Here is a 12,876-nt window from a genome sequence, read left to right as displayed (position 1 = left end):
ACGGCCATGGCGGAAAAACGCCCCTACGCACTGGCCTTTGTCGACATGCGTATGCCCCAAGGCTGGGATGGCGCCAGGACCATCGAAGCGTTGTGGAAAATCGCCCCAGACCTGCAAGTCGTGGTGTGCACCGCTTATTCGGACTACTCCTGGGAAGACCTGCTGGAACGCCTGCACGCCCATGAACGCTTGCTGATTCTGAAAAAACCCTTCGACAACATCGAAGTCCAGCAGATGGCCAACACCCTGGCGAATAAATGGGACATGGCCCGTCGCGCCTCGCTGCAGACCACCCACTTGGAACATTTGGTGGAGCAACGCACCCAGGCGCTGCAACTGGAAATCGACGAGCGCAAGCACCTGGAAAGCCAACTGGTGCAGTCCGAAAAACTCGCGTCGCTGGGGCAGCTTGCGGCGGGTGTCGCCCATGAAATCAACAACCCGGTGGGCTTTATCTCCTCCAACCTCAGCACCCTGGACGGCTACTTCAACCAGCTGCAACAGATACTGGATGCCTATCAACGCGCCGAAACGCTGATTGCGCCGCCGGAACAGCGCGATCAGCTCAAGGCACTGCGAACCGACCTTGAGCTGGAGTTTCTCAAGGAGGACATTCCGATCCTGATCAAAGAGTCCAAGGAAGGCATTGGCCGCGTGGTGCAAATCGTCAAAGACCTGAAAAATTTCTCACGGGTGGACAATGACCAGACCTGGCAGTTTGCGAACCTGCAACAGGGCATCGATTCAACACTGAACATCGTCGCCAGCGAACTCAAGTACAAAGCCGACGTGGTCAAAAACTACGGCGCATTGCCCGAGATCGAATGCCTGGCATCGCAGCTCAATCAGGTGGTGATGAACCTGGTGATCAATGCCGCGCAAGCCATGGGACCGGAGCGCGGCACCATTACCATCAGCAATGGCGTGGAAGGCGATAACATCTGGCTGGAGGTGGCGGACAACGGCTGCGGGATTGCCCCCGACGCCGTGCAGAAGATTTTCGACCCGTTCTTCACCACCAAACCCGTAGGCGAAGGGACGGGACTAGGGCTGTCGCTCTCCTACGGTATCGTCAAGAAACACCATGGCGATATTTCCGTCAGCAGCGAACTCGGCAAAGGCACCAAATTCCGCGTGGTATTGCCGATTCGGCAGACGGCGGCGTAAGGCACGCCGCCGAACAAGCCGCAAAGCTCTACGCCGCTTCCTGGAAATCCATCTCCGGTGGCTGTTGCGAGAAGCCACGGGTGAGTACGCCCAGGTAAACCACCCCGATCGCCAACCACGCCAAGCCCAGGTAAATCGCCAGGTGATCGAGGCTGACCATCAGCCATAAATCCGCCAGCAGGCCGATGGCCGGGAATACCAGGAACAGGATCAGCTCACGCACACCCCGCTGCTTGGCGCCGATCCAGTAATGGAAGATCACCGACAGGTTCACCAGACTGAACGCCAGGAAGGCGCCGAAGTTGATAAACGATGTGGACGTGGTCACGTCCAGCTTCAACGCCAGCAGCGCCACCACCGCGCACAACAGGATGCTGTTGACCGGCGTACCAAAGCGCGCATGCAGGGTGCCAAAGAACGACTTGGGCAACACGCCATCGCGGCCCATCGCAAACAACAAGCGCGAACCACTGGCCTGGGCCGACAGCCCCGAGGCGAACTGGCCGACGATCAGGCCGATCAGGAAGATCGACACAAACAGGTCGCCACCGATGTTGCGCGCGATTTCATACGCCGCCGAATCCACATTGGCGAATTCGAAAGACGGGTGCGCGATCTGCACAAAGTAGGACACTGCCACGAAAATCAGCCCGCCTATCAAGGTGATCAACATGATCGCCCGTGGGATGGTGCGGCGCGGGTCGCGGGTTTCTTCGGTGAGGGTGCTGACCGCGTCAAAGCCCAGGAATGAATAGCAAGCGATGGCCGCGCCGCTCATGATCAGCGGCAGTTGCATCTGGCCGTTGAAGAACGGGGCGGTCGTCCATAAAGGCTTGCTCGCATCACCCCCGATGTAGTGGATACACAGCGCCACAAACGCAATCAACACCAGGAACTGCACCAGCATCAGCAAGGCATTGATGCCGTTCGCCAGCTTAAGGCCGACGATATTGATGGCGCTGGTGATGCCAATAAACGCCAACACCCAGATCCACTGCGGCACCGCCGGGAACGCTGAATTGAGGTACGCCGCACCGATCAGCCAGATGGCCATGGGCAGGAACAGGTAGTCGAGCAGCACCGCCCAGCCGGCGATAAAACCCAGTTTCGGGCTGATGGCTTTGCGCACGTAGCTGTAGGCGGAACCGGCGACCGGAAACGCCGAGGCCATGCGCCCATAACTCATGGCGGTGAAGAACATCGCCACCAGCGCCGCCAGATAAGCAGCGGGGACCATGCCCGCAGTGGATTGCGCCAGGATACCGAAGGTGCCGAGCACAATGATCGGCGTCATATAGGCGATGCCGAACAGCACCACCGACCCTAATGACAGGGTGCGTTGCAAATGAGCCATGAGCGATTCTCCGCGAAATTATTAGATTTATGGCAGAACTGAAGTCGGTGAAGCAGGTGTCATTTTTCTTATGTTGATGGGTAGTGAGCGGGCTTGCCCCGCGCTGGGTGGCGAAGCCGCCCCATCTCAGTCACCGAGTATCTCCAGTCGAAACTGAGTTGCCTGGGTTTGGGGCGGCTTCGCCACCCAGCGCGGGGCAAGCCCGCTCACTACAGGCCTAAGGAATCAGTAGTTCGCGCGTGCCGTCAGTGTGCTCGACCACCTCACCCGGCAATTTCAAGCGCTGGTCATCCAGGTAGCGGTAGTCCTTGCGCGCCGCTGCCAATTGGTCGAGATCCAGTTCGACCGTGAATTGCCCTTCGTCACGCCCGGCTTCAAACAGCAACGTACCAAACGGGTCCACCAGCGCACTGCCACCGGCAAACAACAATCCGCCGTCCCCCTCTTGCACTCGGTTGACCATCAGCGCAAACGCCTGGTTTTCCTGGGCGCGCGCCATGATCGCGGTGCGGTGCGTGGGGCCGTATGGGTCCATGTTGCCGTTGGTGACGATCAGCAACTCGGCGCCCAGTTGCGCGTTGGCTCGGGCGGTTTCCGGGAACTCAATGTCGTAGCAGATCAACAGACCGACGCGCACGCCGTTCCAGAGGCAAGTGGCGTAGCGATCGCCTGGGGTGAAGACACCGCGATCCGAGGCCCACAGATGGGTCTTGCGATAACGCAGGGCGATGCCTTCGGGGGTGATCAGCAAGGTGGTGTTATAGAATTGCCCGCCGTCGCTTTCGGCCATGCCGATCACCACGGCGACATTGCGCGCGCGCGGCCTGGATCACAGCCTGCACGGTAGGCCCGTCCAGCGGTTCAGCGATGTCGGCGACGGTCTCGGCGCTGGGGAAGCCCATCAGGTGGGTTTCCGGGAAGACGATCAGTTGCGTATCCGCAGCCGCTGCAGCGATCGCCGCCAAGGCCCGCTCAAGGTTGTAAGCTGTACCGTTATCACGGCCCGCCAACTGGGCAAATTCGACCTTCATGGGTATTCCTTGTTCTGTGTACGTGCCGCAGTATGCGCAGGCGCAACCGGCCAGGGAATCACGCGGCGGGGGTAACCCGATAGGGGTAGATCAATGACCATGTCGTTGCAAGACATCGCCTGGCACCGTTCGGTGGGGCAAATGATAGACGCCCTGGACCAGCCCAATTTCTGGACCCAGCTTGTCCGGCTGCTGGACCAATACGTGCCGTTCGACAGTTGGGTCGTATTGCTGTTCAGCAGCGAACACCGCCCGCTGGTATTCGCTGAATGCCCAGGCGCCGATGGCACGCCGGATCATTTGTTCCAGGACTACCTCAACGGCCTGTACCTGCTCGACCCCTTCTACATCGCCAGCCGTGAACACTCGCGCACCGGGCTGTTGCGCCTGGCCGAAGTGGCGCCGGAGCACTTCGAACTCACCGAGTACTACCAGCGCTACTTCCGCCTGAACGTGGTGGCTGATGAAATCCAATTTAATTGCCAGCAGCCGGATGGGCGTACCCTGTGCCTGTCACTGGGCTCCAGGCAGCGCTTTGACCCGGCGCAGATTGCCCTGCTGTCGTTGATCCAGCCCTGGGTGCTGGGCCTGCTGCGCCAGCGCCTGCCCTTTGAACTGCACCAGGTCAGCGCCCCGCAGCCGCCGATCCAGAATGATGAGTGGGGCGCGCAACTCACCGCCCGCGAGCTGGATGTGGGTCGCTTGATGCTCAGCGGTTGCTCCAGCAAAGAAATCGCTCGTAAGCTGGAAATCTCTGTTGAAACCGTGAAAGTCCATAAGAAACACATGTACAGCAAGCTAGGGATCAAATCCCAGTCAGAGCTGTTCTCGATCTTTCTACAGGCGCAAAACGCCTAGCCGATGAGTCCGAACCCAGGAAACCCGTATGAGCCTGTCGCTACTGAGTCGTTACGCTTTCTTTGCCGTGTGCGTCATTTTCACCCTCGCCAGCCTCCCCTTTATCGAACATGAATGGCTGTGGCCGATCACGGTGGTCACTGGCGTGTTGAGCCTGATCGGTATTTTCGACCTGCTGCAAAGCCCCCACGCCGTGCGCCGCAACTACCCGATCCTGGGCAATATCCGTTACCTGGTGGAAGCCATCCGCCCGGAAATCCGCCAGTACCTGCTGGAGTCCGACAGCGACGCCCTGCCCTTCTCCCGGGCCCAGCGTTCATTGGTGTATTCGCGCGCCAAGAATGAATCTGCCGACAAACCCTTCGGCACCTTGATCGACGTGTACCAGTCAGGCTTCGAATTCATCGGCCACTCCATGCGCCCCGCACCGCTCAGCGACCCCAGCGCCTTCCGTGTAATGGTTGGCGGCCCGCAGTGCACGCAACCGTATTCGGCGTCGGTATTCAATATCTCGGCAATGAGCTTTGGCTCGTTGAGTGCCAACGCAATTCGCGCGTTGAACCAAGGCGCCAAGCTGGGCAACTTCGCCCATGACACCGGCGAAGGCAGCATCAGCCCCTACCACCGCGAGAACGGCGGCGACCTGACCTGGGAATTGGGCAGCGGCTACTTCGGCTGCCGCACCAGCGACGGCCGTTTCGACCCGGAACGTTTTGCCGTGCAGGCGCAGAACCCGCAAGTGCGCATGATCGAAATCAAGATGAGCCAGGGCGCCAAACCCGGCCATGGCGGGATCCTGCCCAAGCACAAAGTCACCCAGGAAATTGCCGACACCCGCGGCATCATGATGGGCGAAGACTGCATCTCGCCGTCGCGCCACAGCGCGTTTTCCACGCCCATCGAACTGATGCAGTTCATCGCCCAACTGCGCGAACTGTCCGGCGGCAAGCCGGTGGGCTTCAAGTTCTGCCTGGGTCACCCGTGGGAGTTCATGGGCATCGCCAAGGCCATGCTCGAAACCGGCATCCTCCCGGACTTTATCGTGGTGGATGGCAAGGAAGGCGGCACCGGCGCTGCGCCGGTGGAGTTCACCGACCATATCGGCGTGCCGCTGCGCGAAGGCCTGCTGTTTGTGCACAACACCCTGGTGGGCCTGAACCTGCGCGACAAGATCAAGCTCGGCGCCAGCGGCAAGATCGTCAGCGCGTTCGACATCGCCAGCGTCCTGGCCATCGGCGCCGACTGGGCCAACTCGGCGCGGGGCTTTATGTTCGCGATCGGTTGCATTCAATCGCAGAGCTGCCACACCAACAAATGCCCGACCGGCGTTGCTACCCAAGATCCGTTGCGTCAACGTGCGCTGGTGGTCCCGGACAAGGCCCAGCGCGTATTCAACTTCCATCGCAACACGCTCAAGGCGCTGGCGGAAATGCTCGCCGCGGCCGGCCTGGATCATCCGTCGCAACTGTCGGCCAAGCACTTGGTACGGCGGATGTCGGCGACAGAGATCAAGCTGTTTTCGCAGTTGCATGTGTTCCTCAAACCCGGTGAATTGCTGACCGGCGAGGTGAATGGCGAGTTCTATTCACGCATGTGGCAGATGGCGCGGGCGGACAGTTTTGAGCCACATGAAGTGGCGGCGGCTTAAAAAGGAGAGACACCGTGTTGAAAGTCATCGCCGAAGATTTCATCAAGCCCGAACACCTGGAAACGGTGCGCCCGTGGTACGAAGAACTGGTGGAAAAAAACCGCCAGGAACCGCTGTGCATTGCCTACGATCTGTTCGTTGATCAAAAAGACCCGGGGCATTTTATCTTTGTCGAGCAATGGCCGGACCAGGCCGCACTCGATACACATTGCCAGACCGAACACTTCACTCGGCTGGTCCCACAGATCAATGCGTATGAAGCCAAGCCCTGCCGGGTGCTGTTGATGGATATGTTCTAAACCACGACTTCCCGCTGAACCGGACCACCGACGGCATCGTTGCAAACAGGAGATTCACATGCCGTTACTGGACTTGGCCGCCATCGCCGAGCAACTGCCTGACAGCTGGAAATCAACGCGCCTGGGCCAGGTCGGCCCGGCGCGGATCAAGGTGTTGCGCATGGATGAGAAGGCCTATGAAGAAGAAACCCACGACTACAACGAAGGTTTGCTGGTGATCGACGGCTGCTTGCGCCTGAGCATCGGTGATACACACATCAACGTGGCCGCCGGCCAGATGTACCTGGTCGAAGCGGGTACCGCCCATGGCGTACTCGCCGGCAGCCAAGGCACTTTAGTCATTATCGATGTCTAGAGACATTCAGTAATACCCAGCCTTTGCAATTGCTTACAAATACCGCCAACCTGCGCCCGCCCGACGGGTGGCGTGCGCCAACGCCCACGTCTGCCTGTCTTTAATAAACATTTCGTACAAGAGCCCGCTGCCATGCTGAACGGACGCGACCCGCGCATCGATTTTTTTCGGGGCCTGGCGTTGATCTTCATTTTCTGGGATCACGTCCCCCACAACCCCCTCGGCCAGATCACGCTGCGCAACTTCGGCTTCAGCGATGCGGCTGAGGTGTTTGTATTTCTTGCCGGCTACGCTGCGGTATTGGCCTACGGCAAGATCCTGCAACGCGATGGCTATTGGATTGCCTCGCTGAAAATCCTGCGGCGTGCCTGGGTGTTATATGTGGTGCATATCTTTCTGCTGGCGATGCTGATGGGCATCGTGTTCTTCGCTAACAGCCACGTGGAAACCCGCGACCTTGTCGAAGAGATGGGCCTGACGCATTTCGTCACCCACCCGCAGCAAGCGTTGACCGATGAGCTGCTGCTGCGTTTCAAACCCAACCTGATGGACCCGTTGCCGCTCTACATTGTGCTGCTGGCAGGGCTGCCGCTGGTGTTGCCGTTGATGCTGCGCAACACCTGGACGGTGGTGACCGTGTCTACGACGATCTACTTGCTGGCGCCGTGGATGGGCTGGAATCTGCGGGCGATTGCCGATGGTGTCTGGTACTTCAACCCGGTGACCTGGCAACTGCTGTTCATACTGGGAGGCGCGGCGGCGCTCTACAGCCGACAAGAACGGCCGGTGGACACCCGGCCACTGCGCCGCCAGCCGGTGTTTGTCGCGGCAACCCTTTATGTGTTGATGGCCGGCGTGCTGACGCTGTCCTGGCGCTGGCCGCAGATCCACGATGCGCTGATGCCGTCGGTGATCAGCGACCTCATCTACCCCATCAGCAAGACCGACTTGTCACCGCTGCGCCTGCTGCACTTCCTTGCCCTGGCTTATGTCACCGCCAAGCTGCTGCCGGGCCGTGGCTGGACCGAAAACTGGCTGGCGCAACATACCTGTCGCATGGGGCGTTATTCGCTGGAGGTGTTTTGCCTGGGCGTCGTGCTCGCGCCGTTGGCGGACATGATCAATGCCATGGCCGGGGATGCCTTGGCGATGCAATTGCTGACCGCTGTGGCCGGTGCTGCACTGATGGGGTTGCTCGCGCTGTGGCTGGAGTTCAACAAGCGCCTGGATCAGTCGCTCAAGGCAGGCGTGCACGCGGGATAGACTGGATGGCCCGCCGCACGCAGCGGGCCATTGGCGGCGTCAGGCCGAACGCACCGGCGCCGCAGTCGCGTTGTTCGGTTGCAGCTTGAACACGTAGAACAGCACCGTGAGCAGCACCAGGAAGGCCGGCCCCACATACAACGCCACGCGAGTATCCGGGAAGTACGCCATCAGGCCCACCACCAGCACCAGAAACGCCAGCGCCAGGTAGGAACTGACCGGGTACAGCCACATGCGGTACTTGAGGCCGGCCTGTTCAGCGGGGCTCAGGCTTTTGCGGAATTTGAGCTGGGCCAGCAGGATCATCAGCCAGGTCCAGATCGCGCCAAAGGTAGCGATGGACGTTACCCAGACGAACACCTGGTCTGGCACCAGGTAGTTGAGCAACACGCCCAGCAACAACGCAAAGATCGACAACAACAGCGCCTTGCGCGGCACGCCATTGCTCGAGGTGGTGCCAAAGGTGGCCGGTGCCTGCCCGTTCTGCGCCAGGCTGTAGAGCATGCGCCCGGTGCTGAAAATACCGCCGTTGCACGACGACAGCGCCGCGGTGATCACCACGAAGTTGATAATGCCCGCAGCGGTCTTGATGCCCAAGCGCTCGAACGTCATCACGAACGGGCTGCCCTGGGTGCCGATTTCATTCCACGGGTAGATCGACAGAATCACAAACAACGCGCCGACGTAGAACAGCAGGATGCGCCAGAACACCGAGCCAATAGCGCTCGGAATCGTCTTCTGCGGGTTGCGTGCTTCACCGGCGGTGAGGCCGATCATCTCGACGCCCAGGTAGGCAAACATCACCATCTGCAGCGACATCAACACGCCTTGCACGCCGTTGGGCATGAAACCGCCATGGGCCCACAGGTTGGAAATACCCAGCGCCACGCCGTTGTTGCCAAAGCCGAACGCAATGATGCCGACGCCGCCGATGACCATCGCAATGATGGTGACGATCTTGATCAACGCGAACCAGAATTCGAATTCACCGAAGGCTTTTACTGCGATAAGGTTGATCGTACCCATGCTGATCAGTGCCGCCAGGGCCCAGATCCAGCGCGGCGTGTCGGGGAACCACACGCCCATGTACACGGCCACGGCGGTGATCTCCGCAACGCACGTTACCAGCCACAGGAACCAGTAGTTCCAGCCGGTGAGAAAGCCCGCCAACGGGCCGAGGTAATCCTGGGCATAACGGCTGAACGAACCGGCGACGGGGTTGTGCACCGCCATCTCACCGAGCGCACGCATGATCACCAGGATCGCCAGGCCGCCGATGATGTACGACAGCATGATTGCCGGGCCGGCCATTTCGATAGCCTTGGCCGAGCCGAGGAACAGGCCGACACCGATGCAGGCGCCTAAGGCCATCAGGCGAATGTGCCGCTCGCCGAGTTCGCGTTTGAGCGGACCGCCTTGAGCGGTCTCGCCGTGGGGCAGTGGGTTGCCGACTGGCATAAAGGTACAACCTCATTTTGTTATTGGAGTGTCCGCCATTGGGCAAGCTCGGCGGGGCATGCAGTATAAAAAGCCCAGCCCAGGGCCTTTCACTATAAAAGCCATCCAATTTAGTTGAAATGCCCGCGAAAAACGCACTTTACAGGAGCATCTTACCTGCCCCGAGCGACTAAACGTCGCAGGCCTCCTTTATGATATTTCCCACAAACAAAACAGATTTCCCTCACGGGCAGCCCTCAGCGACTAAGCTTCCAGCAAGTCCGATCAATCTGCGTGCAGGGATCAATCGACTATGGGCGCACTGTGGCAAACCGAATCGACCAAGGCTGCGAAAGTACACGGCAGTTCGGACCCAGCGCCGTCACCGAAAAATACCCCCAGGCCCCGTTACGGTCGCCGGCTGTTCTGGCTGATCGTGCTGATGGGGCTTATTGCCCTGGGGTTTGCTGCCGCCAAGGAGGTGCGCACCTCGCGCCTGCAAGCCCAGGAACTCAGCCGTTTGGCCCGCAGCCTCACCTACCAGGTCGAGCCCGGCCCCAGCGATACCATCGCCTACCCCGGCGCCGGCCCGTTCGACCGCCGCCTGGGCTACAGCGACCTCGACAGCTTCCTGCCGCGCCTGCTCAAGCGCGGTTATGTGATCGAGGCCCAGGCGCGCTTTTCCCCGGCCTTGATGGACTACAGCGCCAAGGGCCTGTTTGTGCCCTACGCGGAAAAGATTCAGGCCGGGCTGTCCATCACCGACTGCCGCGCCGTGCCGCTGTATCAATACAACTACCCACAGCAGCTGTACGCCAGTTTTGCCGTGATCCCGCCGCTGGTGAGCAACAGCCTGCTGTTTATCGAAAACCGCGACCTGCTCGACCCCGCCCAACCCCAGGCCAACCCGGCGGTAGACTGGCCACGCTTTGCCAAGGCGGCGTGGTCGCAAGTTGCCAAAGTGCTGCATTTGCCCGGCCAAAGCGCCGGCGGCAGCACGCTCGCGACCCAGTTGGAAAAATACCGCCACTCGCCGGATGGCCTGACCCTGTCCGGTGGCGAGAAGCTGCGGCAGATGTTCTCCGCCGCCGTGCGCGCCTACCACGACGGGCCGGACACCCTCGCCGCACGGCAGAACATCCTGCGCGACTACCTCAACAGCGTGCCATTGTCGGCAGTCCCCGGGCACGGCGAAGTGCACGGTATGGCCGAGGGTTTGCGGGTGTGGTACGGCGCCGATTTCAACCAGGTCAACCAGGCGCTGCTGGGGCCGGTGAGCGCTCAACAAGGCCTGGCGTTACGTCAGGTGCTGTCGTTGATCATCGCCCAGCGCCGCCCTTCCCATTACCTGGCCAAGGGCCGCGAAGAATTGGCGCAACTCACCGACAGCCACCTGCGCCTGCTCGCCCAGAATGGCGTGATCGAACCTGAGCTTTTGAAAGCCGCGCTGGCGAGCAAGGTCACTTACCGGGACTGGGTGCAACAACCGACAGTGCAACCGATCGAGACCAATAAGGGCATCAGCGCGGCGCGCAGCCGCCTGACCGGGTTGCTTCAGCGCCCGCTCTACGACCTCGACCGCCTCGACCTGTCCGCCACCAGTACCTTGCAAAGCCAATTACAAACCGAGGTTAGCGCCTACCTCAGGCAACTGGCCGACCCGGCTTACGCACGCCAGATCGGCCTGTTGGGCGAACGCTTGCTCACCGCGACCAGCACGCCCCAGGTGCGCTACAGCTTCACCTTGTTCGAACTGACACCGGACGGCTCGCGGGTACGGGTGCAAACCGACAACACCGACCAACCCTTCGACATCAACGAAGGCAGCAAGCTGGAACTGGGCTCCACCGCCAAGCTGCGGGTGCTCACCACCTACCTGCAAATCATTGCCGAGTTGCATGACCAATACGCCGCGCGCACACCGGCCCAACTGAAGAAAACCGAGGTCGCCGACCAGGACCGCCTGAGCCGCTGGGCCGTGGATTACCTGACCCAGACCCCGGACAAAAGCCTTAGCAAGATGCTCGACGCCGCCCTCGACCGGACCTACTCGGCCAGCCCCGGCGAACGCTTTTTCACCGGCGGTGGTTTGCACACCTTTCATAACTTTCGCAGCCAGGACAATGGCCGCAACCCCACGTTGCGCGACGCCTTGCGCGAATCGATCAACCTGCCGTTCATTCGCCTGATGCGCGACGTGGTGCGTTACACCACCTATGCCGGGCCCAACAACAGCGCTGAATTACTCAAGGACGACAACGACCCGCGCCGCCAGGAATACTTGGCTAAATTCGCCGATCGCGAGGGCATTACCTTCCTGCAGAAGTTCTGGAAGAAGTACCAGAAAAAAGACACCCAGGCGCGGCTCGAGACGTTCCTCGACAGCATCCACCCCACGCCGATCCGCCTGGCGGCCGTGCACCGCTACCTGCTGCCCGAGGCCAGCCAGGACAGTTTCAACCGTTTCCTGCGCTCGCACCTGAGCGGCGCCAAACCCACCCCCAAACTGACCGATGAACGCCTGCAAAAACTGTATGCGAGCTACGGCCCCGGCGCCTATGACTTGCCCGACCAGGGCTACATCGCCAAGGTCCACCCTCTGGACTTGTGGATGCTGGGCTACCTGCTCCAACACCCCGAAGCGACGTTCAGCCAGATCGTCAAAGCCAGCGAGTTCGAGCGCCAAGAGGTCTATAGCTGGCTGTTCAAGAGCCGCCATCAGGGCGCGCGCGACAGCCGCATCCGAACCATGCTGGAGATCGAGGCGTTCCTGGAGATTCACCAGCGCTGGCAGGCGGTGGGCTATCCGTTCGATCACCTGGTGCCGTCGCTGGCCACGGCGATTGGCAGCTCGGGGGATCGCCCGGCGGCGCTAGCGGAATTGATGGGCATCATTCTCAACGACGGCGTACGCGATAAAGTGCTGCGCATCGACAGCCTGCACTTTGCCGCCGGCACGCCCTATGAAACCCGGCTGGTCAACGACCCCGCCCCCGGCAAGCGCGTGATGCCGATGGAAGTGGCGCGGGCGCTGCGCGGGGCCTTATCCCAAGTGGTGGACGCCGGCACCGCCAAACGCGTGGCCGGCAGTTTCAAACTGGCCGACGACACGCCGTTGGCCATGGGCGGCAAGACCGGCACCGGGGATAACCGCATCGAGGCCGTCGGTGCTGGTGGGCGTATTCTCAGTTCCAAGTCGATCAACCGCACCGCGACCTTTGTGTTTTACCTGGGCGAGCATCACTTCGGCACGCTCACTGCGTTTGTGCCGGGGCGCAGCGCCGAGCACTTCACCTTTACCTCGGCGCTGCCGGTGCAGGTGCTCAAGGGCATGGCGCCGATCCTCATGCCGTACCTGCAGCCGGGCAGCCAGACCTTGTGCCAGCCGCTGGCCGCTAACTATCTAACTCCCGGCCCGACGCTCGCCCAATAGGCTCATGACCTCGTTCATCCAACAAGGTCAT

General features: G+C 60.8%; 9 protein-coding genes and 2 pseudogenes. 8 read left to right on the top strand and 3 right to left on the bottom strand.

Annotation, left to right across the window (positions count from 1 at the left end; all coding sequences use genetic code 11):
• Positions 1–360 precede the first annotated feature (360 nt).
• Together HU722_RS29190 and HU722_RS29185 are read left to right on the top strand one after the other, a co-directional pair.
• Positions 361–444, top strand: a pseudogene (locus tag HU722_RS29190) (hypothetical protein); the annotation flags it as partial.
• Positions 445–1,167, top strand: a complete 723-nt coding sequence (locus HU722_RS29185) for an ATP-binding protein (RefSeq protein ID WP_371915015.1) — start codon at positions 445–447, stop codon at positions 1,165–1,167.
• Positions 1,168–1,195: 28 nt separating this feature from the next.
• Here HU722_RS29185 and HU722_RS06725 read toward each other — a convergent pair whose 3' ends face one another.
• A complete protein-coding gene (locus HU722_RS06725; RefSeq protein WP_065880110.1) occupies positions 1,196–2,521 on the bottom strand; it encodes an APC family permease in 1,326 nt (441 codons plus the stop codon).
• 217 nt (positions 2,522–2,738) lie between these two features.
• Positions 2,739–3,552 (bottom strand): annotated as a pseudogene (locus HU722_RS06720) (carbon-nitrogen hydrolase family protein).
• A 93-nt stretch (positions 3,553–3,645) separates the two neighbouring features.
• On the opposite strand from HU722_RS06720, the gene HU722_RS06715 reads away from it, so the two are divergent.
• From HU722_RS06715 to HU722_RS06695, 5 genes are all read left to right on the top strand, one after another.
• Positions 3,646–4,410: a helix-turn-helix transcriptional regulator gene (locus HU722_RS06715; RefSeq protein ID WP_065872550.1), complete on the top strand. Its 765-nt coding sequence runs from the start codon at positions 3,646–3,648 to the stop codon at positions 4,408–4,410.
• 28 nt (positions 4,411–4,438) lie between these two features.
• Entirely contained in the window at positions 4,439–6,058 is a 1,620-nt protein-coding gene (locus HU722_RS06710) for an FMN-binding glutamate synthase family protein (RefSeq protein ID WP_065872551.1), read from the top strand.
• Between the two features lie 14 nt (positions 6,059–6,072).
• Positions 6,073–6,357 carry a putative quinol monooxygenase gene (locus tag HU722_RS06705; RefSeq protein WP_065880112.1) on the top strand — a complete coding sequence of 95 codons (285 nt, stop codon included), beginning with the start codon at positions 6,073–6,075 and terminating at the stop codon, positions 6,355–6,357.
• Between the two features lie 58 nt (positions 6,358–6,415).
• Positions 6,416–6,712, top strand: coding sequence for a cupin domain-containing protein (locus HU722_RS06700; protein ID WP_065880113.1), 297 nt, complete (start codon positions 6,416–6,418; stop codon positions 6,710–6,712).
• A 132-nt stretch (positions 6,713–6,844) separates the two neighbouring features.
• Positions 6,845–7,975, top strand: coding sequence for an OpgC family protein (locus HU722_RS06695; protein WP_065880114.1), 1,131 nt, complete (start codon positions 6,845–6,847; stop codon positions 7,973–7,975).
• 39 nt (positions 7,976–8,014) lie between these two features.
• Here the strand turns inward: HU722_RS06695 and HU722_RS06690 are convergent, their stop codons facing one another.
• Positions 8,015–9,433, bottom strand: coding sequence for an amino acid permease (locus HU722_RS06690; RefSeq protein WP_065872554.1), 1,419 nt, complete (start codon positions 9,431–9,433; stop codon positions 8,015–8,017).
• A gap of 292 nt (positions 9,434–9,725) precedes the next feature.
• Between HU722_RS06690 and HU722_RS06685 the strand changes: the two genes are divergently transcribed.
• Positions 9,726–12,845 (top strand): transglycosylase domain-containing protein, encoded by a 3,120-nt coding sequence (locus HU722_RS06685; RefSeq protein WP_065880115.1) that lies wholly within the window; start codon positions 9,726–9,728, stop codon positions 12,843–12,845.
• Positions 12,846–12,876: the final 31 nt, after the last annotated feature.

The organism is Pseudomonas tritici (genome assembly GCF_014268275.3).
In the GTDB taxonomy this organism is placed as follows: Bacteria; Pseudomonadota; Gammaproteobacteria; order Pseudomonadales; family Pseudomonadaceae; genus Aquipseudomonas; species Aquipseudomonas tritici.
Note: the sequence above shows the minus strand (reverse complement) of the source record. Positions and strands in the feature narration are given on the sequence as shown.